This window comes from Rahnella rivi (assembly GCF_019049655.1).
Lineage (GTDB): Bacteria > Pseudomonadota > Gammaproteobacteria > Enterobacterales > Enterobacteriaceae > Rahnella > Rahnella rivi.
The window spans coordinates 147,380-170,933 of sequence record NZ_JAFMOX010000066.1; the positions used below are offsets into that span (position 1 = coordinate 147,380).

A 23,554-nucleotide genomic window follows, 5' to 3' on the forward strand; every position below is an offset into this window, starting at 1 on the left:
GCGACCGAAGTCGCCGTTCTCAGCAGAAGTACACCGCGGTTACTGGTCTTCTTCCCACCCGTTTTCAGACTGAATTTTCGTTATCCGTACACGCTCAATACGGTAATCCGTCACTTCAAGGATTTCAAAGTGCAGCGACGCCATATCAATCACTTCACCGGCCACAGGCATCTGGCCTGATTTCGACAACAGCAGCCCCGCCAGTGATGCAAAATCATCGTCCGGGCTGACCAGCGTGTTGATATCCAGGATCTGCTGCAACAGATGTAAATCCGTGCCCCCTTTGGCAATCCAGGCGTCGCCATCAGCAATCACGTCAGGCGTTTCATCTTCATCAGGGAATTCACCGGCAATCGCCTCCAGCACGTCCAGCGGCGTAACCAGCCCCTGAATCACACCAAACTCGTTACTGACCACCACCAGACGCCCTTTCGCTTTGCGCAGCACCGCCAGCAGATTGATGACATCCATGGTTTCCGGCACCACGATGGGCGGCGTTTTTTCGGCAAAGGCCACGATACTTTCACCGTTTTCCAGCGCCACCAGCAGATCCTTCGCACGCACCACACCGATCACGTCATCCAGTGAATGGCGGCAAATCGGGAACAGGCTGTGCGGCGTATCCAGCAACTGACTGCGGATTTCTGCCGGAGAACGTTCGCAGTCCACCCAGGATATTTCGGTACGCGGCGTCATAATGCTGCGCAGTGAGCGTGATGCCAGCGTCAGTACGCCGGTGATCATGTGTCGCTCTTCTTCAGCAAACGTCTCATTCGCAGGCAGCACATCACCGGAAGGTTCATCTTCATTCTGATGCTGGCGTTTCCCGCCCATCAGACGCTGAATCGCCTCGGCGGTACGTTCACGCATCGGCCTGGTGGACTGGCTTTTCAGGAAGTTACGACGGGCAATCTGGTTAAACAATTCAATCAGAATGGAGAAGCCGATCGCAGCGTACAGATAACCTTTCGGAATGTGGAAGCCAAAACCTTCCGCAATCAGGCTCAGACCGATCATCAGCAGGAAGCTGAGACACAGCACCACCACCGTCGGATGATTGTTCACAAAGCGCGTCAGCGATTTCGACGCCATCAGCATGACGCCCATGGCAATGATAACCGCCGTCATCATGACGTAGAGGTTATTCACCATGCCGACCGCCGTGATCACCGCATCGAGAGAGAAGACGGCATCCAGCACCACAATCTGGGCGACGACCGACCAGAAGCTGGCGTACCCACGATTTTGTGAACCGTGCTCTTCATGCCCTTCCAGCCTTTCATGCAGCTCTGTCGTCGCCTTGAACAGCAGGAAAACCCCGCCGAGTAACAGGATCAGATCACGACCAGAGAAACTAAACTGAGCAATGCTGAACAGCGGCGTGGTCAGTTTGACCATCCACGAAATCAGCGACAGCAGACCTAAACGCATGATCAGGGCTAATGACAAGCCGATGATACGCGCTTTATCACGCTGTTTTGGCGGCAGTTTGTCCGCAAGAATGGCAATAAAGACCAGATTGTCGATACCCAGAACAATTTCCAGTACGACAAGTGTCAGCAAACCGACCCATATTGAAGGGTCCATCAAAAATTCCATGTCAGACTCCGCAATGAGTTAAAGAAAAAAGACGCAAAGAAACGCGATTCGCTGAGCATTCAGACGCCCGGCAAAAAGTTTTAACTGGATAACTCACAGATGAAAGCGGTTTCAGTGCGGCAAAAATCAGGCCCATTGGGGCGGATTTGCCGGTATTGATGAGGTGAAGAAGCGAAGAATAGTGACGTCGGTGACAGTCCATAGGGAGGGCTGAGGCCCGGTACTCCTGTTCAATTATTTGGAAAATCACTTTATCAGGAATGATTATCAGGGGAAAGTATGATCTTTTACCTCCAGCATCATTCTGAAACATCTATGCTGTTTTATTGTGCACGTGAAAGCGTATTCACAATACGTCGTTGAATAACGGACAGTCGTCACAAAAATTATTTTTTCACACACTAAAATAAATCACGTTGCACAACCTGTTGAGGTTCTGCTGTTTTACTGTTTATCAGTGTTATCAGAAATTAACGGACGTTCTTTGAGTTCAGTCTCATGCAGGGAATGCCCTGTCCGCCTCAGGAATAAAAACGGGCGGATGTCATCGTCAGCACCATTACTTATGTGCATAACTCTTAACGGAGTTAACAGAGGAGGTAGCGAGTGAGTATTGCTATTATCATCGGCACGCACGGGTCAGCAGCTGAGCAGTTGCTGAAAACAGCGGAAATGATTTTAGGTGAACAGGATAACGTCGCCTATATCGATTTCGTACCCGGCGAGAACGCCGAAACCCTGATCGAAAAGTACACGGCAAAGTTGGGTGGTTTAGACACCAGCAGCGGCGTCCTTTTCCTGGTCGACACCTGGGGTGGCAGCCCGTTTAACGCCGCTAGCCGCATTGTTGTCGATAAGGAAAATTACGAAGTTGTCACCGGTGTGAATATCCCAATGCTGGCAGAAACGTTCATGGCACGTGATGACAACCCCTCTTTCGCAGAGCTGGTTGCCATTGCAGTGGAAACCGGACGTATTGGCGTGAAAGCGCTGAAAACCCCGGAACCTGCCACCGAAGCGCCTGTCGCCGCACCTGTGCCAAAAAAAGCCGCCCCGGTTCAACCTTCCGGCCCGAATGACTACATGAAGATCGGTCTTGCCCGTATTGATGACCGTTTGATCCATGGCCAGGTAGCGACCCGCTGGACCAAAGAAACCAACGTCAACCGCATTATTGTTATCAGCGATGAAGTCGCTGCCGATACCGTGCGTAAAACGTTGCTGACTCAGGTTGCTCCTCCCGGTGTTACCGCACACGTTGTCGATGTGGAGAAAGCTATCCGTGTCTACAACAACCCAAAATACGCAGGCGACCGTGTGATGTTGCTGTTCACCAATCCAACCGACGTGTTGCGTGTGGTGGAAGGTGGCATAAAGATTACGACCGTCAATATCGGTGGTATGGCATTCCGTCAGGGTAAAACCCAGGTGAATAATGCCGTGTCCGTCGACGAGAAAGATATCGAAGCATTCAAAAAACTGGATGCCAAAGGTATTGAACTTGAAGTGCGTAAAGTGTCCTCGGATTCACGTCTCAAGATGATGGATCTTATTAATAAGATGAATTAATAAGCACATGCCTTTCGGGCAGATGACCTCAACGTTATCTGTACCCTGTGTGCTTGTTTTTACTCAGCGTCCTTTGGTCATAGGAGAAGTGCAATGGAGATCACCACACTACAAATTGTGCTGATATTTATTGTTGCATGTATTGCCGGGATGGGTTCGATTCTGGATGAGTTCCAGTTTCACCGTCCGTTAGTTGCCTGTACTTTGATCGGTTTTGTTCTGGGTGATGTTAAAACCGGGATCATCATCGGCGGTACTTTGGAAATGATCGCTTTGGGCTGGATGAACATCGGTGCTGCTGTTGCGCCAGATGCTGCTCTCGCCTCTATCATCTCGACCATTCTGGTTATTGCCGGCGGACAGTCTGTCGGTGCGGGTATCGCGCTGGCGATCCCTCTGGCAGCTGCCGGCCAGGTATTAACCATTATCGTTCGTACCATCACCGTTGCCTTCCAGCACGCCGCTGATAAGGCCGCTGAAAAAGGGAATCTGAGCGCCATTACCTGGATCCACGTTTCAGCACTGATTCTTCAGGCAATGCGTATCGCCATTCCAGCCGTGATTGTTGCTGTTTCTGTGGGTACTGCCATCGTTCATGATCTGCTGGCATCGATTCCGGAAGTGGTCACCAACGGCCTGAATATCGCGGGTGGTATGATTGTTGTTGTCGGTTACGCCATGGTCATCAACATGATGCGTGCTGGCTACCTGATGCCTTTCTTCTACCTCGGTTTCGTCACTGCGGCATTCACTAACTTCAACCTGGTTGCACTGGGTGTAATTGGTGTGGTGATGGCAGTGCTTTACATCCAGTTGAGCCCGAAATACAACAAATCTGCGCAAGCAGCGGCGGCTCCGGGTGTTAACGATCTCGATAACGAATTGGATTAAGGGTGAAGGACATGGTTGATAAAACTGAAGTTAAAAAACTCACGGCAAGCGACATTCGCGGTGTGTTTATGCGCTCCAACCTTTTCCAGGGGTCATGGAACTTCGAACGTATGCAGGCTCTGGGCTTCTGCTTCTGTATGGTGCCTGCAATTCGTCGTCTCTATCCTGAAAATAACGACGATCGCAAAGCGGCGATCAAACGCCATCTGGAATTCTTCAACACCCATCCTTACGTTGCAGCGCCTGTTTTGGGTGTAACGCTGGCGATGGAAGAACAGCGTGCCAACGGCGCACCTATCGACGACGCAGCCATCAACGGTCTGAAAGTCGGTCTGATGGGGCCTCTGGCCGGTGTGGGTGACCCGATCTTCTGGGGTACTGTACGTCCGGTGTTTGCTGCGCTGGGTGCAGGTATCGCGATGACCGGGAGTCTGCTCGGACCGTTGCTGTTCTTTATTCTGTTCAACGTAGTGCGCCTGCTGACCCGTTATTACGGCGTGGCATATGGCTATAAAAAAGGTGTCGATATCGTTAGTGATATGGGCGGCGGCTTCCTGCAAAAACTGACTGAGGGGGCGTCGATTCTCGGCCTCTTTGTCATGGGGGCGCTGGTTAACAAATGGACCCACGTTAACATCCCGCTGGTGGTATCGAAAATTACCGACCAGACAGGCCACACCACGGTCACCACGGTACAGACGATTCTGGACCAGCTGATGCCAGGTCTGGTGCCATTGCTGCTGACCTTCGGCTGTATGTGGTTGTTGCGTAAGAAAGTGAACGCGTTGTGGATCATCGTTGGCTTCTTCGCCATCGGTATCTTCGGTTACTGGATTGGCCTGTTAGGTCTCTGATAACCACAAGCCGGGGGATCACTCCTCCGGCTTTTTTATTGCCTTAATTTGCCCATTTCTGATTTTATTTAGTTTTGCCTGTTGGCAGTGAGCTGGAGTTTTTTTTCATGTCCGTGACCGATATCGTCCTCGTCCTCTTCATCGTGCTGCTGCTGGCTTATGCCATTTACGACGAATTCATCATGGGAACCCGCAACGGAAAAACACGTCTGAGAGTCAATCTCCGACGCCGTAACAAACTGGATTCCATCATTTTTATTGGTCTGCTGGCGATACTGCTTTACAACAATATTCAGGCGAATGGCACGCCTTTGACTAATTACCTGTTGATCGGCCTGGGGCTGGTCGCGTTCTACCTTTCTTTTATTCGCTGGCCAAAGTTGCTGTTCAAACCTGCGGGTTTTTACTTCGCCAATGCGTTCATTACCTACGACCGTATCCGTGGCATGAACCTCTCAGAAGATGGCGTGCTGGTGTTTGAACTGGAACAGAAGAAGTTATTGATTCGCGTAAACGAGTTGGACGATCTGGAAAGGATTTACAAAATCATGGTTGAAAATCAATAGACTGACCTTCAACCACTGAATGCCGTAAGCGGACTGACGCCGCACAGTGCGACGCTCAGACTAAAATTATGACTGGCCGCTCTCGTCATCCGCTTTACGCTGGTACAGCCTGATAACGAAGTCAGTTTCACACTCGAAAGCCTGCTCTGCCTTGAGATTTTTCATCACCTCTTCGGTGGCACGCCACGCAAATGGCGTCATCTGCAATAAATCAAATGCCTCCGCGCCGTTAAGCTGCATCCCGTAAGCCAGAGACTCCGTCGCCACGCGCTCGAATCCTTCCAGCTGTTCATCCAGTTCAGCATGCAGTTGCACATCCTGATAAATCAGCCCTTTCAGCTGATAAAGATGACGTGGCCCCGGTGCCACGGTTAACACTATGCCACCCGGTTTTAACGCGCGGTACAGCTCCTGAGCCTTACACGGGGCGTAGATACGCACCACGGCGTCCAGCGAGGCGGCGGCGAAGGGTAAGCGGTGGCTGGAGGCGACACAGAATGACACAGCGTGGTACCGCTTTGCCGCATAGCGAATCGCGACTTTTGCCACATCCAGGCCAAACACTTTCATCGCACGCGTTTGCATCAGGCGCTCCGCGATGGCCGTGGTGTAATACCCTTCCCCGCATCCGATATCGAGCAGCGTACCGGCACTTTGCGGCAACACATCATCAAGAATGGTCACCAGACGGTCGCGCAGCGGCTGATAATGACCGGCATCCAGAAAGGCACGTCGCGACATCATCATTTCGGTGCTGTCCCCCGGTTGCTTCGAACGTTTGTGCTGCACGGGCATCAGATTGACGTAGCCTTCCTTTGCATGATCGAACTGATGATTTTCCGGGCAACGCCATTGCTGGCCGGTCAGCTCAAGAGGCTGGAAACAAAGTGGACACTGATAAGTCATGCGGGAAACCTGCAAGGAAAGTCTGAAGGGGCGAATATTCGCAATAAGGTTAAGTCTAAAGAAGGCGACTTGCGGTTGCAACTGCTGGAAAATCGGGTGGAAAGCCAGCTACACTGGTGCCATAACATTTTATTAACGAGACTTGAGATGAGTGACAGCTCAGCCTTACTCCGTCAAATCCCCGGTATTCTTCATGGTTTCGGTGACAAACGTGCCCTGCTTCCCGCCGGGTTACAACCTTATGAGGCTACCCGTCCGGTAAAAAAACAGGTGCATGGCGTCAGGATTGTGGATGTCTCCCGGCCAGAGCAAGCCTGTGGTGAAGCTGATGGGCTTTTCACGTCCACACCCGGCATTCTTCTGACGGTGTACACAGCAGACTGCCTGCCGGTCATTTTCAGCCGTAAAGATGGTCAACACATTGGGGTGGTGCACGCCGGCTGGCGCGGGCTTATCGACGGGATTCTGGAGCAGGTCGCGGCCCGCATTACACTGTCAGGCGATACCGCCGACTGGGTTGCCTCTGTTGGCCCGGCGGCGGGGGCCTGCTGCTATGAAGTCAGCCAGGAGCTGAACGATACCTTTATAGAGCGCCTCGATTTACCTGCATCGCTGATTTCTCCCCGGCCCCGTCATCTTGATTTAGCCGCTATCGCACAAGCCAAGTTACGCGCACTCGGTTTCACTGAAACAGACCGAGCAGGCCGCTGTACCATTTGTACGCCGGATGAAACCGGACAAGGGTTCCATTACACCAGTTTTCGTCGCAACAGCCATCAGCGTGCGTTGAATCCATCGCATCCTGGGATCAGCGGGCGAAATCAGCAGTCGGGGATCATCATCCTCTGAATGCCGGACACAAAAAAACCCGCCTTAGCGGGTTTTTTTACAGCTGACGCTGCTTAGATTGCAGTTACGTTAACTGCAGACGGGCCTTTCTGGCCGTCCTGGATTTCGAACTCTACGTTCTGGCCTTCAGCCAGAGTTTTGAAGCCATTACCCTGGATTGCAGAGAAGTGTACGAACACGTCTTTGCTGCCGTCAGCAGGAGTAATGAAGCCGAAACCTTTAGACTCGTTGAACCACTTAACTTGACCTTTGATCTTTGCCATCTTGAGTATTTCCTTTGGATTGTTTAAACCGCCCGTAGGCGTTACATAGACAAACTAGAGTCGTTACTGCTTGAGGCACTAAGATAAGAATCGGCAGAGAAGCGGTATTCAACGTGAACGTCTTTACTCAGAACTTCTATACTGAAAATGCCACACATATACAGAACTGTACCTCGTTTTACCCAGAAGCGTTATCACATACTCTGAATTCGATGGCAAGCCATTTTTAATCAGCGATGGACATGTCGCACATATTTGAGCCGCTTAATGGCACTTCGTGTTCAGTTAAGCTGAAATATGTTGATAGACATGCTTTTTTCTGCTTTACAGGCACAGCGGTATATCAAACAAAACAATAACGACCTTTTTCGATTATTGATCATTTAATGCAGAACCGTAAGCGTAAAAAACATCTTTATTTGAATTTTTATGGAGAAACTGACTACAGAAGCCTTACACATCAGCCTTCAGCGCCACCTCCACGGGCAGGCTGCTGACAGTGAAGCCGGTTACCGGTGCGACCCGAACTTAAACCCTCCCCACTCTCGGCGCAATTTTTGTCCCCACCTGCATTGTGACTGGTTATGCAATAATCAATAAGGCCATCGATGAATAAAATGGTGCAATAAAAACAAGGAAAAGAAATAAATGCACCTTAACTGTGCGTCTTCAGAGGGGCACAGATATTATTGCTTCAGAATTTTTCCTGAAGGCTTCCAATTCCAGAAACCCTGTTCACAATATGTATATTACTTACTCAGCGTTTTTTACATTATAATGAATTAAATTTTGCGACTTAGTTAAATTAGCATTAACATTTCGCCTGTTATTTGAGCAGCCTTATTCAATAATAAAATATCATTATAATTAATAATTATTTAATACCGTGACCTGCCTCGCAAAAAATCTATTTTCCCGAACACAATCGGGTGGAGACTTTTGCGTCTGAACTTGCTGCATAGCTCACTGTAAAACCCGCGAAAAATCCCGTCTGCGGCAGCTCCGGTGCGCTTTTCTGTTCCGGTTCAGCACAAATCTCTTTGTCTGTAAGCGTTAAGCGATGTCTTGCGGTGATAAACACCCTATTTCACCGTCAGACATGCCAATATCCTGTCTGCACTGCTTTCCAGAAAACGCTATTTAGCGTTATTTATTATAAATACTAACAATTCATTAACCCCTTCATTGATTAAGGTGAAGCATTACCGCCGCTCAGGTGATAATACTTCTCATTAATAAACATAATCCCTCAGGCGTGATGAGCAACATTCCTGTTTCACTCTTTAGATATGCTGGCTCCCATTTTTAATGGCTTGAAATTCATATCTGGATTAACGCTTTGAGCAATCGCCTGGGTTAATTCCTTTAAGGGCTGATCAAGGGATTCATCCGCTAATTCAAAAACGCCCCAATGGATCGGCACAGCTTTGTGACAACGCAGTTCTGAAAACACCCCGACAGCCTGCTGCGGATCCATATGCTGCGCGCTCATGAACCATCTTGGTGCATAAGCACCTATCGGAATGGCCGCCAAATCGAAGGGGCCCAGTCGCTGCCCTATCACTTCAAACTGATTGCTGTAACCACTGTCGCCTGAGAAATAAAAACGCATTGCCGGATGTGCAACCACCCAACCACACCACAGGGACTGATTGCGATCCCAGGGCGTCCTCATACTCCAGTGGCGCGCCGGTACGGCTGAAAACGTCATTTCTCCAAACTGCCGTTCCTCCCACCAGTCAAGCTCCTCCACAAACTTAGCGCCGCGTTTTTCCAGCCATCTTTTCATACCGAGAGGCACCATAAACTGTACCTGCGGGAAACGACGCAACAGTTTACGCACCGTGGTTTTATCCAGATGGTCATAGTGATTATGTGAAAAAAGCACCACATCAATGGGAGGGAGTTGGCTGACCGCCGCCGGAACCGGCGTTTTACGTTTGGGGCCGTAAAACCTCAACGGCGAAGCCCGTTCCGAAAGCGCAGGGTCCGTGAGAATGTATCGCCCCGCAACGCGTAACAACAAACAGGCATGGCCCAGAAACCATAATCGGTCATCACTGCCGCTGAAGTCGGCCTGTTGCCACCATTGATCAATAAAATGATCATAGCCTTTCTCCGGCGGGACAGGCAGTTGCTGCGCTTTCCGCTCCTGCTGCCAGCGTTTCAAATCGCCCTTCTGGCGATTATGTGGCTCGATGTTGGTGAAGCCTTCGGGCGTGTGATGACTTTTGGACGGATCGTAATACGGATTTTTACCCGGCATATAACTCCTGATGATTATCATTCAAGGGGCGTCAGTGCCTCCTTTATCCGGATTAATTATCATACTTCCCGATATCACCACAGGCTAAAAGTGCAACATTGTGTGGGACTGCGAGTGAAGGAGTGAGTTAAGAAGATCTTAATAATTCTGTGTTTAACTGGTGACGTTCAAAAAGGAGGACATTTATGACCCGGAATACAACCGATCGCCGCAGCTCATTTTCTGCGCGTTTGACCCATATTATGCAAATTCAGACGCAATACGGACGCTTATGGCTTCGCTCCCGCTTTCGCCGGATGAGCGTTCCGCCAGCCCTTAAGCTTGTCACATTCGCTGTTTTCAGCCTGTTGATACTGGCGCTGACGGGAACAATGCTGCTGATGTTTGATCTTATCGCGATGGTTTTCCGCACGCTAAAGCGCCCTTTCCCCCGCGGCGGTTTCCGTCAGCCCCCTCTCATCAGGAAAGCCCTGTAAAACAAAAACCGTGCAGGAAGAGACCGGCACGGTTTGAAGTAAAATTGATGTACGCTGATTATCAGGCAGGCATACCGCAAAGTTTGGTCAGATTTCTGGCTCCGATCATGAGAGTAGCAACATAGGATTGTCTGCGGGTCACCACTTCTACCGCAACACGCGCATCTTTATATTTGATGAGATAAGTCGAAGGCCAACCCTGACGCCGTTTGCCATAGGCTTTTTCATGACTGTCGATAGCTGCGTGAGCAACCACCAGATGGGAGAGAGTTTTATCACCTTTAATGATGCGCTTCATAATGGACTCCGCCTTAGACACAACTGTCAAAATGAGGAAACATTAATCACTTGATACTCATCGCTTTGCGCGACGCTTATTCGAATCACTTCTTTGCAAAACCTTGTCACAATCTGAGTATCTCTGCGCTTTTTACTCTGCGCAAGCCTTACTTTCTTTACTTAGCAGGAAACAGACCATGGCTGCCCGCAATGGACGTTTACTTTGCGCCTGCCACTGGCCATGAGGGCTTTGAATTTCTGCAAGCCAAAGAGGATCGCTCTGTAACTCTTTAAAATTTATGCTGATTTTGTTGGCGCAAATAATAGGCCACGCGTCGGAGGGGTTGTTGCAATAATCTTTGCCTTTGATGCCGCCGTAGGGATACCACTTCTCAGGCTCTTCCCCGGTCAGTAAGGCGATACTGTGGTTTACATCGGTGTCGTTTTCTTCAGACCATTTAATCATCGGTTCTTCCCTCTCACAGAGCACATGCGTGGAGACTACCGGATGATTAAGACAGATTTATGAATCGAAGGTCCAGGCGATCATGAGCAAGTGAAGGGTAAAAACCCGCACGGGGCGGGTCAGTAAAACCACTTATCTTTCAGGAATAAAACCACGCAGGCTGAGAGCGGAATCCTCTTCTGCGTCGGCAACAGGCTCGGCGCCTTTTGCCCTGGCGGTCAGGATCTTGAGCAACTCCGTTTGCTGACGTTGCTGCTCAGCAATTTCCTGAAGCAATTCAATCTGCTGGTTTGCCCTGACACTGGCCCGGCTGACAAAGAACCAGACCAATAAGAATAACAGCGCTGAAAGTGCACACAGCGCCAATGAAGCCAGGCTGTTTTGGCCCATAGCGAAATCAAACATTTACGACCCTACCACTGGATGTTCTGAGCGCACATCTTATCATTCCCGGCGGGACAGGGAAGTGGATCACAAAAAAACAGGAATTTCTTACGCAGGGCTCACGGCTGGCGGCGTTTAAAAAGGGATAAAGGAGGTGATGGCGCACACGCCGAGGTCAAAGTTCCCCCCCTGATCGCAATAGCTGTTGAGCGCCATCAGGTAAAGGCCAACGCAAATAAGCAGGAAAAGAACGAACACGACGATCTTCCTGAACTTGAAAACAGGTTTTTTCAATTTGATTGCGGTTCTCTTCTGGTTTACTGCGCGTCTGTCAGGGCTCAATGGCAACGTCCAACATGATATGGAACAGATTTCCATAGTACGACGGAAATCTTAAACAACGATATAACGAAGCGCGGCCTTTTGCACACAGATTGGCGTGAAATAATCACGTACGTAAATCATACATAAAAATGCATAATTCTTATCAATATATTGCCCCCTAACCTGCTTGATCTGAATCAAATAAAAATGAATCTCTCTGCTCCGCGCGCTGTTCATTATTTCATTGCGTTGTTTCCTCAAAAGAGATTTTTTTAATCAATTTATATTCATGCGAATTTCCGAATAATAAAGACTGAATAAAGCGAAAATAATTTCATCCTGAAAATGGTTCAGTGCTGACTGCGCGCCTTATTCTCTGGTCAACCCCCGGTGCACCATGATTTTTCTTTCGCGCCATCTCACACTTTAAAGCAAGCTATAACTACCATTTGGAAATTATAGGGAAATACGCTGCTTTAAATAACATAAATAAACATTGATTTATTTTAACGTATAAAAAAATAATTCATTTTTCTCTCTGCTTTCTTTGAACTTATTTATTGAATTACACACCTCATTAAAATATTATCCCGCCGTCGAACAGGTATTCTGTCTCTTCGTTATATAAATGAAAGCATAATAACCGGGGTCATTCCCGGTTGATTCATGCTGATGATTTTTTGTTGAGGGATTAATAAATGCATGCATGGAATAAAAAGTTCTTCGTTTCTAAAATAGCGCTGGCCTGCGCTGTTGCAGTCGCTGCACCTGCGGCGATGTCAGCCGACATCTCCGGTACCGTATATGACACGTTCTATCATGACTCTACGCTGGCGAATCATATTGGCTATCGTGGTTATGCGGATAATGATGGTGCAGATAACGGTTACGTTGGCGGAGACATCTACTCTTCAATCAATAATGCTGTGGTGAACGGCGTTATCTCAACTCACTATTTGGGCTTTGATAACGGCACAAATAATACGCTCAATATCACTAACACTACCGTCAACGGCATGATCACCTCAGAGTGCATGACCACCGATTGCGGTAATGCACGAAATGATTATGATCAGTCTCCATTACAGCTGACTATCGATAACTCTACCATTAATGACACATACGAACATTTCGACTACGACGTTACTGATGCTAATAAAGTTCGTGACCATGAAACCCTGAATACCTATGACATGGGTGTGGCCGTGACATTGGATCAGGAAAGTAATATCGTCATCCAAAATAACTCACACGTTGCTGGCATTGCACTGTCGCAAGGTTACGAATGGGTTGATACCGACGTTAATAACGCGAACACGTTCGATAATAACCTGACCGTTAATGATTCCGTGCTGACTTCCGGTTCTTATACCGAATTGCAGACCAGCGGATTCTACGGTCAGTCTGACAAGCCAAGCGATTACGGTAATATCAGTGCAAATGGCGTTGCTGCTGACGATGTCGCCTTATCGGTTGTCGCCAATGCCACAGCTGATAATGCGATGAAAACCAATGCTGTTTTCAATAATTCCACGATCACAGGCGATGTTTCCTTCGTCAGTACCTTCGATGAAAACTATTATCCTGGTGGCCACGACAACAATGCTGATGGGGTGCCAGACAGTAATGGCTGGGACGACACTGACGAACTGAACCTGACGCTGAATAACGGCAGTAAATGGGTCGGTGCGGCAATCTCTGACGTTGACGCAGATGCCTATCTCTATGATCGCTCAGCTAACAGCATCTGGCCTGGATCTGTCTTAAGCGACACAACGGGTTACCTGATTGGCAAAGATGTTTACCAAAGCGGCCTGTTTAATATTGCTCTGGATAATGGTTCAGAATGGGACACGACCAAGATGTCTAACGTTGACAATCTGACCGTAGACCACAAATCACAAGTCAATGTTGCTGAGTCTGGCTTGCTGGCGGACAACATTTCTCTGGCTAACCAATCCAGCCTGAAAATCGCTGCGCATGGTGCAGTCTATACCAATGCCCTGAACCTGAACTCAGGCAGTAAAGCGACGCTGACTGAAGAATCAGCCTCCCTGTATGCCAATACCGTCACCGTAGGCAACGGTTCTGAGCTGAATTTAGGCGCAGGTCAGGTTGATACGCACAATATGGTGCTAACCGACGACGGTACGTTTAACACCGGCAGCCGCGAATATGTGCTGAACGCCGACCTCAACAATGCACGTGACAAAACTGCCGCTGATTATGTTTACGACCGCGGTACTATCGGCATGAATTCCGATGGTCACCTGGCCGTAAATGGTGTGGCTGACGGTAACTATCAGGTGCGTATTAACAACGCAACGGGCGAAGGCCGTGTCGCGGATTACCAGAACAAAGAGCTGATCCGCACTTATGGGGGTAACGCCTCCTTCACCCACGCAAATTCCGCTGATCTGGGAGCCTACAAATATCAGGCACAACAAGTTGGCGATACCGTGGTTCTGGCTAAACAAGGCATCACGTCTACTGCGAACGCTGCGCTGAGCCTGCCTTCTTCCAACGCTGCAACCTGGCATATGGAGCAGGATACCCTGAGCAACCGTATGGATAGCTCACGTCATACCCAGGGTAATGACAAAGGCGGCGTCTGGGTGAATTACTTCGGTGGTCAGCAGAACGGTGACAATGGCGTTGTTGATTACGATCAGGACGTTAACGGCATCATGGTCGGCCTTGATACCGTGACAGAAGGTGGCGGCGATCGTCAGTGGCTGGTGGGTATGGCGGCAAGCTTCGCGAAATCCAGCCTTTCTATGGATGATGCAGACGCAGACACTGACAGCCAGTCAGCTCGCGTTTACTCCAGCCTGGACTTCAAAAATGGCGTATTCATTGATACCTCTCTGAGCTACAGCCACTTCAGCAACTCGACTGACAGCAGCATGAGCAATGGTCAGCAGGTTTCTGGCGATAGCACTACCGATGCCTGGGGCTTTGGCCTGAAAGCCGGTTATGACTGGAAATTCGCGCCACAAGCTTACCTGACACCTTATGCAAGTATCACAGGTGTGTTCATCGGCGATGACGACTACAGCATGAGCAACAACATGAAAGTCAGCGATCAGGCCTATGACAGCATGCGTTACGAACTGGGTGGGAATATCGGCTACACCTTCGATCTGGGTGCCGATCAGGCGATCAGCCCTTATGCAACGCTGGCGTATGTCTATGAAGATGCCAATAACGATGCAGATATCAACGGTGACCGTATCGACAACGGTATCGATGGTTCCGCAGTTCGCGTTGGTTTGGGTGGACAGTTCGATATGAGCAAAAACTTCACCGTTTACGCAGGCGCTAACTACCTTGGCGGCAGCGATGTTGACCAACCCTGGGCTGCAGATCTGGGTATGAAATACCGCTGGTAAGTGCTGTTCTGAATTGACACAGTGACATCAATTGGCTCCTTTACAGGGGCCAATTTTTTGCTTTGACATAAAGAAAGCCAGATTAAGACTCTGCTGAGATGACAACGCACCAGAAATAACATCTACTCTGTTTATCAATATCCTGAATGTCAGGATAGATAATCAGGAGTTTCTCGAATGAGTGTTATCAAAGCCATTATTGTGCTGGCGGTAATTTATGCGATTTTTCTGTTTTCAGGCTACGGTGTTACCGTTGGCAGCAGTGAAAACGCAGCGGGCTTAGGCCTTAAATGTCAGTATCTGACGGCCAGAGGGATTGTCAGCTCGCAGTATATTCATTCGGACAGCGGCGTGATTGGTGTGGCGAATTGCCCGATTTTCAAGCAAATGGGTGAAGTGGTCGATAATAAATAACGCAGGCTTTCCGATCTTCCACGTTGTGATGCCCGTCTGACAGGCATCACAACGTTGGATATCAGCTGTCGTGTTTCGTGAATTTAAGTTCGATGAGTGAAATCGCTTTTTCGATAGCACGTTTGGTCACCGGATCAGCACCCGCCGGGTGATGATTAAAATCGATACTTTTTAACTGATGAGACATCTTGTCGCGCACTTCAGCAGGCGCAATAATCTCAATCACATCCAAAATTTGCTTAATCACCAACTGGCAGGCGACCAGATCAGACTCATATTCTTGTTCTCTGGTTAAAGCGTCAGACATCGGGTGCTCCTTTCATCAAGATCATTCGTAAAAATTATGGCCGCGAGGATATCACGCTCTCTGATTAAATTCTCGCTACGCTAAATAACAGCCCCGCCGGCCCGCTTCAGCGAACAATTAAACAGCAAACAAACATCGACATATGTTGTTAACAGCAGAATGCTTCTATGCTTACCCTTGCGGGAAAAGGAAGGAGGAGCGCTATGTTCGCACTTGTGTTGACCATTTGTTATCTGGGAGGGGGCTGCGAAGAATTTGTCGTGGATGCCTTTAATACTCAGCAACAATGTACCCTCGCGATGCAACAACAGGGGCTGCGTCAGGCAGGTTGTTATCCTATCGAAGATTTCATCGATGGTTACTGGATCCCTGCGCATGACAATGCTGACTTTTGATGCAGTGCGTGAGCATTCACAGAGTCACTACTAATAATCTCATAAAGATTGCCAAACTGTCCGAACAACGGTATGAATACCCTGTTACTCATTGATATTTAACCATATTGACAGGGCAGGAAATGGCAATGACGATACGTAAAACTTATGGCTGCTTTAAAAAGCTACCGCTCGCACTCCTACTTTCAACCAGCTTTCTGACTTCTTTTTCAACCTGGGCCGCGAATGTTCCCGCAGGCGTCGAACTCGCTGCAAAACAAGAAATAGTCCGCAATAACGGCAGCGAACCGGCATCACTGGATCCGCACAAAGTAGAAAGCGACGTTGAATTCAATATTCTCAGCGACCTGTATGCCGGGTTGATAACGATTGACGACAAAGGCAATGCACAGCCTTCGCTGGCGGGCAGTTGGGAAACGAAAGACAACATCACCTGGGTCTTCCATCTTCGTCCCGGGATTGTCTGGTCTGATGGGAAGCCGATCACCGCACAGGATGTGGTTTTCAGCTGGCAACGCCTGATCGATCCAAAAACCGCCTCACCTTATGAAAGCTACCTCGGCAGCATGCATGTGCTGAATGCGGGCGACATTATTGGCGGCAAAAAAACGCCGGATCAGCTGGGTATCAAAGCGCTCGATAAACAGACCCTTGAAATTACCCTCGATCAGCCGCTCTCCTATTTCCTCGGTATGCTCGCCCACCCTTCTCTCTCGCCGATAAGTCAGGCCGATGTGGAGAAGTTCGGTGATAAATGGACGCAGCCAGGCAATATGGTCAGCAGCGGACCGTTCAAACTCGATACCTGGACAGTCAACGAACGCATCACCGCCGTCCGCAACCCTACTTACTGGGATAATTCGCACACGGTGATCAACAAGGTCACCTATTTACCTATCGCTTCTCCGACTGCGGACGTAAACCGATTCAAAGCCGGAGAAATCGACATTACGGCAACCATACCTGCAACCCTGTTTGCTTCACTGAAGAAAGAGCTGGGTTCGCAGGTGCATGTCAGCCCTTACCTTGCCGTTTACTACTACGCAATGAATACCCAAAAGCCGCCATTCAACGATGTTCGCGTGCGTAAGGCGCTGAATCTGGCGATCGATAAATCCATTATCGCCGATAAAGTATTAGGTCAGGGACAAACACCGGCCTGGCACTTGTCTCCGGATAACACCGGTGGGTTTACTTTCGCAAAACCGAAAGAAGCCAGTCTGACGCAAGAGCAACGTAATGAGGAAGCGAAGAAACTGCTGAAAGAGGCGGGCTTTGGCCCTGATCATCCGCTGAAATTCAACCTGCTTTACAACACTTCAGAATCACATCAGCGCATTGCTATCGCGGCCGCCTCGATGTGGAAAAAGAACCTTGGGGTAGATGCGACATTGCAGAATCAGGAATGGAAAACCATGCTTGATACCATGCATCAGGGCACCTATGACGTTGTCCGTTATGCCTGGATTGCAGACTACAACGAGCCATCCACCTTCCTGAATACCCTGCGCACCGGCAACAGTGAAAACACACCGAAATTCAGCAATGCTGCCTACGACAAAGCGCTGGATGATGCGCTGAAGGCCACCGACAAAGCCGATGTCGGTAAGGCTTATCAGCAAGCCGAGGAAGTGCTTACAGAGCAATCACCGGTCATTCCGTTGTATCACTATGTCAGCCCGCGGCTGGTGAAACCTTATGTCGGCGGTTTCAAAGACAACCTGCTGAACTACGTCTACACCAAAGATCTTTATGTGATTAAGCACTAACGCGTCCCGGCCTCTTCCGCTCACCCGGTGGAAGAGGCATCACAATTTTGCGCCACTTATCTCTTCCGCTTTCACCTCGCCCCCTCTTTGCCACCTGCGACTCAGATGATAGATTGTACGTAAATCACACAAACGGGAGCGATGATGAAATTCTCGGAAAGTGAGATACAACCACTATGGGATGAAGTTGCGCGGATTATTGGCGACGGCGTGATTCAGATGCGCCACAGAGGCGAGCCTCTGAGCGTTGATGCGCTGATTGGGTATCTTGATGGGCAACTGGCCAGCGCAACCGGCGTTCAGCGCCGGATACTGCTTGGTGCGGCGATCAACATGCTCAAAGCCGACCGCCGCTCCTGACCCCAGACACACAAAATCCTCGTCACCGTTACCGATGACGAGTCTGCTAAATTACGACGTCGTGCGACGTTACGTCACGTTATTTAGACTGCGCAGCGCGGCCTTGTGCAAACAGGAAAATGCGCTGAGTGATGTCATCCGCGCCGAGAATATTCCCTTTCTGCTCCAGATTGGCCCTGGCATACGCCATGTCGTGAGCCTGATCGACCATATTGATCACCCGGTCACGCGTGGATTTATCAAGTGTTCCTAACAGCGTCGTCAGAATGGCCTGATAAGCGTTTGAGGCGTAAGTGAGCTGCTTTTCACGTTGTTCCAGCGCGTCAATGCGAACCATCAGGGCCTGCAATTGTTCTTGATGCGTCATAGCGGCATCCTTCTTCACGGGTGGAAATAACCGGAGACAGCAGAGAAGGAAGATCTCCGCCGGTTACTTTTCTAAGTTTAGCAGAGTTATGAAAAGGAACGCCTTACCCGACACTTCGCCAATGTAAACCTTACATCAATGAGCCTTTTAGCCTCTCTGACAGATGTAACCGTGACTTATCTCAAACTCCCCGTCAGCAAAGCCACGTTCCGGCCCAACCGGTAACAACGGCAGTAACTGCTTACAGATGCCGAAATGACAACGTGCAACCCGATGTGACATTTTCTGGCTCAGCACTATTTGTTCATTCAGGGGGATATGTGGGTAAGAAAACAATTTTTGGCGCAATCATTGCGGGCATGTTGTTGACCAGTTCATTTGCTCAGGCAGCAGGATGCCTGAAGGGGGCGGTGGTGGGTGGCGTGGCCGGACATCTTAAACATCACGCGGTGCTCGGCGCCGTGGCCGGGTGTGCAGTGGGGCATCATCTGGCAGCGCAGGCGAAAAAGCAGCAGGCTTCGGCGGCAAAATAACGGATGAACATCAGGGCCGGTGTTGCCCTGATGTTCATCGCGCAATCGGGATTATTGCGAAATCACTACGCGATTGCGCCCTTCTTTCTTAGCTCTGTACAGCGCTTCATCCGCGCGCTTCAGCGCTTTGTCAGGCTCGCCCTGTTGCTGATTCCAGTATGCGACGCCGAGGGAAATGGTGATCGGCTGAATGCCTGGCAACATCAGCGTTTCTACATTTTGTCGCAGACGTTCAGCAATCATTCCCGCTTCTGCAAGCGGCGTTCCCGGCAGCAAGACCAGAAACTCTTCGCCCCCCACACGGCACAAAATATCGCTTTCACGCGCACTGTGACGAATCTGCTCAGCCAGTGACTTGATCACTTCATCGCCGATATCATGGCCGTAAGAGTCGTTAATTGCCTTAAAGTGATCGATATCGAGCGTGATGGCGGAAAACTGCTGACGCAGTTGTACAACGCTTTCGAGCGTCATCGCCAGCCCCCGTCGGTTGAACAAACCGGTCATCGGGTCAGTCTGTGTCTCGAATTTCAGCTTGCCGATTTTCTTTTGCAGCAGGCTGATGCCAATCAGCAACGCGCGCTTGAGCTGCGTAGATTCGAAATACCAGGAAGGAATTTCGCGAATATTGCTCGAAACATCCGGCTTATCCATCTCATTGGCGCTTCGCGCAAGCAGCCAGAGAGGCCGCGCGATTAATCGGGAGAATAGCCAGACAATCAACAGCGTGACAATCGCCAGTGGCGTCAGATGCCGGAGAACTTTATACATCAGCCCCTCAAGCGGTTTTAGCGTGGCGTCGGTGGGGCGCTGCGTGACAATCTCCCACCCCGATGACGGAACCACCGCATACCCGGCCAGCATCGCCTTGCCGGCGAGGTTAGTGACCATCAGGCTACCGTTGGCACTGCTTTTTGGCGCCTCCGTCAGAGGGCGCGGCTTGACCACTTCTCCGACACGATTTGCATCCGGGTGATAAAGAATGCGCCGTTCATTATCAAGCACGGCGATATAAGAACCATCGCGGTAATAATGCTCGCCCAGCAGCTCGTTCAGGATGCTTTTCTGCCGCAAATAAATGGTGCCGCCAATGTAGCCCAGGTATTCCCCTTGCTCAGAGACTACCGGCGTTGAAATAACGATCACCAGGTTTTTAGCCAGAGAAATATAGGGCTTGCTGATCATTGGCCGTCGCATTTTGAGGGCTTCCAGCGCGCCCGGCGTGTTCACCGTATGGCCGATAAGTTGCAGACTGTCAGGCGAGGTCGCGAGGATCTTTCCTTTCATGTTGGTGATCACGACCGAGTTAAAACTGTCGGTCTGATACTTCAGACGGGCGGTTTCTGCCTGCAATATTTTGGGATCGTCAAAATGACTCGCTGCGATAACACTGCTGTAAGCGAGCTGCTTTTGCATGCTTTTCAAAAACTGTTCAGTGCTGGCCGCCAGTTTTGCGGCATAGACACGGTTCTCTTCAAGCGTATTGTCGATTAACAACTGGCGCTGGACGCTGTAGCTGGCATAGAAGCTGTTTGCCAGCGTCACGAAGGCGCTCATGACGGCTAAACTGAGGATCAGGCGTCGAAGATCGATACGAAACAAGGAGTTGGAAAGGAATAAGCGCAACGAGAATTCAATCCACTGTCAAAAAAGTGGCTCATATTTAACACCCGCGGCCCGGATGCACAATAAGGCTGAAAAAATAAACAATAAGCCCATGAAAATGAGATAAAAAAAGGGAACCCTCAGGTTCCCTCAGATAGCGTTAATCAGGCATCAGATTCTGATGACTGTCAGCTTACATATTGGCGATCATGTCGTCGGCAAACTCGCTGCATTTACGCAGCTTAGCGCCTTCCATCAGACGTTCGAAATCGTAAGTCACGGTTTTAGCCGCGATTGCGCCTTCCATGCCTTTCACGATCAGGTCTGCCGCTTCGAACCATTCCATATGACGCAGCATCATCTCTGCAGACAGAATGATGGAACCTGGGTTCACTTTATCCTGACCCGCATATTTCGGTGCCGTACCATGAGTGGCTTCGAACAGCGCGCAATCAGAACCGATGTTTGCGCCCGGTGCGATACCGATGCCGCCAACCTGTGCCGCCAGGGCATCAGAGATGTAGTCACCGTTCAGGTTCATACAGGCAATAACGTCGTATTCAGCAGGACGCAGCAGGATCTGTTGCAGGAAGGCATCAGCGATGACGTCTTTGATGATGATGTCTTTACCATTGTTCGGGTTCTTGATTTTCACCCACGGGCCGCCATCGATCAGCTCACCGCCGAACTCTTCACGCGCCAGCTGGTAGCCCCAATCCTTGAAGGCACCTTCGGTGAACTTCATGATGTTGCCTTTGTGAACCAGCGTCAGTGAATCACGATCGTTAGTGATGGTGTATTCAATCGCCGCACGAACCAGACGCTTAGTGCCTTCTTCGGAGCAAGGTTTGATGCCGATACCGCATTCCTGTGGGAAACGGATTTTCTTCACACCCATTTCGTCTTGCAGGAATTTGATCACTTTGTCGGCTTCAGCAGAGCCGGCTTTCCATTCGATACCCGCATAGATATCTTCGGAGTTTTCACGGAAAATCACCATATCGGTATCTTCCGGACGTTTAACCGGGCTTGGCGTGCCGGTGTAATAACGCACCGGACGCAGACAGATGTACAGATCGAGCTGCTGGCGAAGGGCTACGTTCAGGGAGCGAATGCCGCCGCCAACTGGCGTAGTCAGTGGGCCTTTGATAGCAACACGGTAATCACGGATCAGATCCAGAGTTTCTTCTGGCAGCCATACGTCTTTGCCGTACAGTTCTACTGATTTCTCACCGGTGTAGATTTCCATCCAGGAGATTTTACGCTCACCTTTGTAGGCTTTCTGAACTGCCGCATCAACAACCTTGATCATGGCTGGAGTCACGTCAACGCCGATACCATCACCTTCGATGAATGGGATCACAGGATTATTAGGAATAACCAGTTTACCCTGAGCGTCTACTGTAATCTTTTTACCTTCAGCCGGAACAACTACTTTGCTTTCCATTAACCTCTCCTTCGAGCGCATTTTTGTTAAAAATTTGTAAGATGCCGGTTGATACTACTCGAATATTTCCCGCTAGCCAATCCGAAACATTTTTCAAGTATAATGCGCTAATTCTCTCTAACTTCAATGCCTATGAACCCGCTATCTTTTAAAAATCACAACGTTAAACGTTTCAGCAAACGGCCTGCCAAAGAACAATCTGCCCCAAAAGGGCCGAGAAAAGTGATTCTCTTCAATAAACCGTTCGATGTACTGCCACAATTCACTGATGAGGCCGGTCGCGCGACACTAAAGGATTACATTTCGTTAACAGATGTCTATGCCGCAGGCCGTCTGGATCGCGACAGCGAAGGTTTACTGGTGTTGACCAACGATGGCAAACTGCAGGCTGCGCTGACACAACCGGGCAAGCGTACCGGGAAGATTTACTATGTTCAGGTCGAGGGTGAACCCGATGCTGCGGCGGTTGTGGCGCTGCGTGAGGGCGTGGTGCTGAAAGATGGTGCCACCCTGCCCGCTGGCGCTGAAATCGTTGATGAACCGGAATGGTTATGGCCGCGTCATCCGCCAATCCGTGAGCGCAAAGCGATCCCCACTGCGTGGTTGAAAATCACGTTGTACGAGGGGAGAAACCGCCAGGTGCGCCGCATGACGGCACACGTGGGTTTTCCGACGCTGCGTCTTATCCGTTACAGCATGGGCGAGTTTACACTCGGCGACTTACAACCCGGCCAATGGAAGGAAATTTCACATGTTTAAACCGCACGTTACCGTTGCCTGCGTCGTACAGGCTCAGGGAAAATTTCTGGTGGTGGAAGAAACCGTCCACGGTAAAGTCACCTGGAATCAGCCCGCCGGTCATCTGGAAGCTGACGAAACATTAATCAGCGCCGCGAAACGTGAATTATATGAAGAAACGGGCATTCATGCCGAACCTCAGTCGTTCCTTGGTCTGCACCAGTGGCAGGCACCGGACGGCACGCCCTTCCTGCGTTTCGCCTTCGTGATTGATCTGCCACACATGTCCGACACCGCGCCGCAGGACGACGACATCGATCAGTGCCGCTGGGTCACTGCCGAAGAGATTATGGGTTCCTCACAGTTGCGCTCGCCGCTGGTGGCGGAAAGCATCCGCTGTTATCAGCAATCCCCGCGTTACCCTCTGGAAATCCTGCACAATTTCAACCTGCCGGAATAACCTGCCGGGCCGGTTGTTGCTTTCCTGTGAATCAGCGATGCAGCAACCGGCCTGACGTGATAAAATTTCGCGCGT

Annotated in this window: 27 protein-coding genes; 14 read left to right on the forward strand and 13 right to left on the reverse strand. The window is 49.9% G+C overall.

The genetic code is table 11. The features are described 5' to 3' along the window. Positions 1–39: 39 nt before the first annotated feature. Positions 40–1,599, reverse strand: a complete 1,560-nt coding sequence (locus tag J1779_RS21885; RefSeq protein WP_122095659.1) for a TerC family protein — start codon at positions 1,597–1,599, stop codon at positions 40–42. Between the two features lie 606 nt (positions 1,600–2,205). Between J1779_RS21885 and manX the strand changes: the two genes are divergently transcribed. The 4 genes from manX (at position 2,206) to J1779_RS21905 (ending at position 5,479) form a co-directional block, all read left to right on the forward strand. Further along, positions 2,206–3,168, forward strand: a complete 963-nt coding sequence (gene manX, locus J1779_RS21890) for a PTS mannose transporter subunit IIAB (protein ID WP_122095660.1) — start codon at positions 2,206–2,208, stop codon at positions 3,166–3,168. A gap of 93 nt (positions 3,169–3,261) precedes the next feature. Next, positions 3,262–4,059 carry a PTS mannose/fructose/sorbose transporter subunit IIC gene (locus tag J1779_RS21895; RefSeq protein WP_213052311.1) on the forward strand — a complete coding sequence of 266 codons (798 nt, stop codon included), beginning with the start codon at positions 3,262–3,264 and terminating at the stop codon, positions 4,057–4,059. Positions 4,060–4,070: 11 nt separating this feature from the next. Next, the gene (locus J1779_RS21900) at positions 4,071–4,913 is read left to right on the forward strand and encodes a PTS mannose transporter subunit IID (protein WP_056778904.1); all 843 of its coding nucleotides are present in this window, start codon (positions 4,071–4,073) and stop codon (positions 4,911–4,913) included. 107 nt (positions 4,914–5,020) lie between these two features. Then, a complete protein-coding gene (locus tag J1779_RS21905) occupies positions 5,021–5,479 on the forward strand; it encodes a DUF986 family protein (protein ID WP_056778900.1) in 459 nt (152 codons plus the stop codon). A gap of 66 nt (positions 5,480–5,545) precedes the next feature. Here J1779_RS21905 and rlmA read toward each other — a convergent pair whose 3' ends face one another. Continuing rightward, the gene (rlmA, locus tag J1779_RS21910) at positions 5,546–6,385 is read right to left on the reverse strand and encodes a 23S rRNA (guanine(745)-N(1))-methyltransferase (RefSeq protein ID WP_122095661.1); all 840 of its coding nucleotides are present in this window, start codon (positions 6,383–6,385) and stop codon (positions 5,546–5,548) included. Positions 6,386–6,532: 147 nt separating this feature from the next. On the opposite strand from rlmA, the gene J1779_RS21915 reads away from it, so the two are divergent. Further along, the gene (locus J1779_RS21915) at positions 6,533–7,234 is read left to right on the forward strand and encodes a purine nucleoside phosphorylase YfiH/LACC1 family protein (protein WP_217204796.1); all 702 of its coding nucleotides are present in this window, start codon (positions 6,533–6,535) and stop codon (positions 7,232–7,234) included. 53 nt (positions 7,235–7,287) lie between these two features. On the opposite strand, the gene cspE is transcribed toward J1779_RS21915, so the two are convergent. The 3 genes from cspE to J1779_RS21930 form a co-directional block, all read right to left on the reverse strand. Continuing rightward, positions 7,288–7,497, reverse strand: a complete 210-nt coding sequence (gene cspE / locus J1779_RS21920; protein WP_002221949.1) for a transcription antiterminator/RNA stability regulator CspE — start codon at positions 7,495–7,497, stop codon at positions 7,288–7,290. A gap of 41 nt (positions 7,498–7,538) precedes the next feature. Beyond that, positions 7,539–7,655 (reverse strand): DUF2627 domain-containing protein, encoded by a 117-nt coding sequence (locus J1779_RS21925; protein ID WP_072158134.1) that lies wholly within the window; start codon positions 7,653–7,655, stop codon positions 7,539–7,541. A 1,118-nt stretch (positions 7,656–8,773) separates the two neighbouring features. Further along, on the reverse strand, positions 8,774–9,763 hold the full coding sequence (locus J1779_RS21930; RefSeq protein ID WP_183846458.1) for an MBL fold metallo-hydrolase: 990 nt from the start codon (positions 9,761–9,763) through the stop codon (positions 8,774–8,776). 185 nt (positions 9,764–9,948) lie between these two features. On the opposite strand from J1779_RS21930, the gene J1779_RS21935 reads away from it, so the two are divergent. Then, positions 9,949–10,239, forward strand: coding sequence for a hypothetical protein (locus J1779_RS21935; RefSeq protein WP_122095664.1), 291 nt, complete (start codon positions 9,949–9,951; stop codon positions 10,237–10,239). Positions 10,240–10,300: 61 nt separating this feature from the next. Here the strand turns inward: J1779_RS21935 and J1779_RS21940 are convergent, their stop codons facing one another. The 4 genes from J1779_RS21940 to mgrB all read right to left on the reverse strand — a co-directional run bounded on the left by J1779_RS21940 (position 10,301) and on the right by mgrB (position 11,626). Beyond that, entirely contained in the window at positions 10,301–10,537 is a 237-nt protein-coding gene (locus J1779_RS21940; protein WP_013576199.1) for a DUF4060 family protein, read from the reverse strand. Positions 10,538–10,669: 132 nt separating this feature from the next. Then, entirely contained in the window at positions 10,670–10,984 is a 315-nt protein-coding gene (locus tag J1779_RS21945; RefSeq protein ID WP_056778885.1) for a phage protein NinX family protein, read from the reverse strand. Between the two features lie 132 nt (positions 10,985–11,116). Continuing rightward, a complete protein-coding gene (locus J1779_RS21950; RefSeq protein WP_056778882.1) occupies positions 11,117–11,389 on the reverse strand; it encodes a YebO family protein in 273 nt (90 codons plus the stop codon). A gap of 114 nt (positions 11,390–11,503) precedes the next feature. Continuing rightward, positions 11,504–11,626: a PhoP/PhoQ regulatory lipoprotein MgrB gene (gene mgrB, locus J1779_RS21955; RefSeq protein WP_240993898.1), complete on the reverse strand. Its 123-nt coding sequence runs from the start codon at positions 11,624–11,626 to the stop codon at positions 11,504–11,506. Positions 11,627–12,390: 764 nt separating this feature from the next. Between mgrB and J1779_RS21960 the strand changes: the two genes are divergently transcribed. Continuing rightward, positions 12,391–15,084, forward strand: a complete 2,694-nt coding sequence (locus J1779_RS21960; RefSeq protein ID WP_217204797.1) for an autotransporter outer membrane beta-barrel domain-containing protein — start codon at positions 12,391–12,393, stop codon at positions 15,082–15,084. A 177-nt stretch (positions 15,085–15,261) separates the two neighbouring features. Then, on the forward strand, positions 15,262–15,498 hold the full coding sequence (locus tag J1779_RS21965) for a YobH family protein (protein WP_056778874.1): 237 nt from the start codon (positions 15,262–15,264) through the stop codon (positions 15,496–15,498). A gap of 61 nt (positions 15,499–15,559) precedes the next feature. Here the strand turns inward: J1779_RS21965 and J1779_RS21970 are convergent, their stop codons facing one another. Continuing rightward, positions 15,560–15,805 carry a DUF2766 family protein gene (locus J1779_RS21970; RefSeq protein WP_056778871.1) on the reverse strand — a complete coding sequence of 82 codons (246 nt, stop codon included), beginning with the start codon at positions 15,803–15,805 and terminating at the stop codon, positions 15,560–15,562. Positions 15,806–16,008: 203 nt separating this feature from the next. Between J1779_RS21970 and J1779_RS21975 the strand changes: the two genes are divergently transcribed. From J1779_RS21975 to J1779_RS21985, 3 genes are all read left to right on the forward strand, one after another. Then, positions 16,009–16,200 (forward strand): YdfD/YebW family protein, encoded by a 192-nt coding sequence (locus tag J1779_RS21975; protein ID WP_056778868.1) that lies wholly within the window; start codon positions 16,009–16,011, stop codon positions 16,198–16,200. Between the two features lie 128 nt (positions 16,201–16,328). Then, on the forward strand, positions 16,329–17,969 hold the full coding sequence (locus J1779_RS21980) for an ABC transporter substrate-binding protein (protein WP_217204798.1): 1,641 nt from the start codon (positions 16,329–16,331) through the stop codon (positions 17,967–17,969). A 144-nt stretch (positions 17,970–18,113) separates the two neighbouring features. Next, positions 18,114–18,329, forward strand: coding sequence for a hypothetical protein (locus tag J1779_RS21985; protein WP_122095668.1), 216 nt, complete (start codon positions 18,114–18,116; stop codon positions 18,327–18,329). Positions 18,330–18,408: 79 nt separating this feature from the next. Here the strand turns inward: J1779_RS21985 and J1779_RS21990 are convergent, their stop codons facing one another. Beyond that, the gene (locus J1779_RS21990) at positions 18,409–18,696 is read right to left on the reverse strand and encodes a sigma-S stabilization anti-adapter protein IraP (protein WP_056778857.1); all 288 of its coding nucleotides are present in this window, start codon (positions 18,694–18,696) and stop codon (positions 18,409–18,411) included. Between the two features lie 320 nt (positions 18,697–19,016). Here J1779_RS21990 and J1779_RS21995 point away from each other — a divergent pair, with 320 nt between their 5' ends. Then, a complete protein-coding gene (locus J1779_RS21995; protein ID WP_162997838.1) occupies positions 19,017–19,229 on the forward strand; it encodes a hypothetical protein in 213 nt (70 codons plus the stop codon). 51 nt (positions 19,230–19,280) lie between these two features. Here J1779_RS21995 and J1779_RS22000 read toward each other — a convergent pair whose 3' ends face one another. Continuing rightward, positions 19,281–20,786 (reverse strand): sensor domain-containing diguanylate cyclase, encoded by a 1,506-nt coding sequence (locus J1779_RS22000; protein WP_217204892.1) that lies wholly within the window; start codon positions 20,784–20,786, stop codon positions 19,281–19,283. 241 nt (positions 20,787–21,027) lie between these two features. Continuing rightward, entirely contained in the window at positions 21,028–22,281 is a 1,254-nt protein-coding gene (gene icd / locus J1779_RS22005; RefSeq protein WP_056778851.1) for an NADP-dependent isocitrate dehydrogenase, read from the reverse strand. Between the two features lie 132 nt (positions 22,282–22,413). Here icd and rluE point away from each other — a divergent pair, with 132 nt between their 5' ends. Both rluE and J1779_RS22015 read left to right on the forward strand, forming a co-directional pair. Beyond that, the gene (gene rluE, locus J1779_RS22010; RefSeq protein ID WP_217204799.1) at positions 22,414–23,040 is read left to right on the forward strand and encodes a 23S rRNA pseudouridine(2457) synthase RluE; all 627 of its coding nucleotides are present in this window, start codon (positions 22,414–22,416) and stop codon (positions 23,038–23,040) included. Next, positions 23,033–23,479, forward strand: a complete 447-nt coding sequence (locus tag J1779_RS22015) for an NUDIX hydrolase (protein WP_217204800.1) — start codon at positions 23,033–23,035, stop codon at positions 23,477–23,479. Before rluE ends, J1779_RS22015 begins: the two co-directional genes overlap by 8 nt. Positions 23,480–23,554 lie beyond the last annotated feature (75 nt).

Coding starts and splice junctions, on each gene's coding strand:
- J1779_RS21985 (WP_122095668.1), top strand. CDS start 18,114: ATGAAATTCTCGGAAAGTGAGATACAACCACTATGGGATGAAGTTGCG.
- J1779_RS21915 (WP_217204796.1), top strand. CDS start 6,533: ATGAGTGACAGCTCAGCCTTACTCCGTCAAATCCCCGGTATTCTTCAT.
- J1779_RS21950 (WP_056778882.1), bottom strand. CDS start 11,389: ATGTTTGATTTCGCTATGGGCCAAAACAGCCTGGCTTCATTGGCGCTG.
- J1779_RS21970 (WP_056778871.1), bottom strand. CDS start 15,805: ATGTCTGACGCTTTAACCAGAGAACAAGAATATGAGTCTGATCTGGTC.
- J1779_RS21935 (WP_122095664.1), top strand. CDS start 9,949: ATGACCCGGAATACAACCGATCGCCGCAGCTCATTTTCTGCGCGTTTG.
- cspE (WP_002221949.1), bottom strand. CDS start 7,497: ATGGCAAAGATCAAAGGTCAAGTTAAGTGGTTCAACGAGTCTAAAGGT.
- J1779_RS21980 (WP_217204798.1), top strand. CDS start 16,329: ATGACGATACGTAAAACTTATGGCTGCTTTAAAAAGCTACCGCTCGCA.
- J1779_RS21960 (WP_217204797.1), top strand. CDS start 12,391: ATGCATGCATGGAATAAAAAGTTCTTCGTTTCTAAAATAGCGCTGGCC.
- J1779_RS21925 (WP_072158134.1), bottom strand. CDS start 7,655: ATGTGTGGCATTTTCAGTATAGAAGTTCTGAGTAAAGACGTTCACGTT.
- J1779_RS21930 (WP_183846458.1), bottom strand. CDS start 9,763: ATGCCGGGTAAAAATCCGTATTACGATCCGTCCAAAAGTCATCACACG.
- rluE (WP_217204799.1), top strand. CDS start 22,414: ATGAACCCGCTATCTTTTAAAAATCACAACGTTAAACGTTTCAGCAAA.
- J1779_RS21945 (WP_056778885.1), bottom strand. CDS start 10,984: ATGATTAAATGGTCTGAAGAAAACGACACCGATGTAAACCACAGTATC.
- J1779_RS22000 (WP_217204892.1), bottom strand. CDS start 20,786: ATGAGCGCCTTCGTGACGCTGGCAAACAGCTTCTATGCCAGCTACAGC.
- J1779_RS21990 (WP_056778857.1), bottom strand. CDS start 18,696: ATGACGCATCAAGAACAATTGCAGGCCCTGATGGTTCGCATTGACGCG.
- J1779_RS21900 (WP_056778904.1), top strand. CDS start 4,071: ATGGTTGATAAAACTGAAGTTAAAAAACTCACGGCAAGCGACATTCGC.
- J1779_RS21965 (WP_056778874.1), top strand. CDS start 15,262: ATGAGTGTTATCAAAGCCATTATTGTGCTGGCGGTAATTTATGCGATT.
- J1779_RS21905 (WP_056778900.1), top strand. CDS start 5,021: ATGTCCGTGACCGATATCGTCCTCGTCCTCTTCATCGTGCTGCTGCTG.
- icd (WP_056778851.1), bottom strand. CDS start 22,281: ATGGAAAGCAAAGTAGTTGTTCCGGCTGAAGGTAAAAAGATTACAGTA.
- J1779_RS21940 (WP_013576199.1), bottom strand. CDS start 10,537: ATGAAGCGCATCATTAAAGGTGATAAAACTCTCTCCCATCTGGTGGTT.
- rlmA (WP_122095661.1), bottom strand. CDS start 6,385: ATGACTTATCAGTGTCCACTTTGTTTCCAGCCTCTTGAGCTGACCGGC.
- J1779_RS21975 (WP_056778868.1), top strand. CDS start 16,009: ATGTTCGCACTTGTGTTGACCATTTGTTATCTGGGAGGGGGCTGCGAA.
- J1779_RS21895 (WP_213052311.1), top strand. CDS start 3,262: ATGGAGATCACCACACTACAAATTGTGCTGATATTTATTGTTGCATGT.
- J1779_RS21885 (WP_122095659.1), bottom strand. CDS start 1,599: ATGGAATTTTTGATGGACCCTTCAATATGGGTCGGTTTGCTGACACTT.
- J1779_RS22015 (WP_217204800.1), top strand. CDS start 23,033: ATGTTTAAACCGCACGTTACCGTTGCCTGCGTCGTACAGGCTCAGGGA.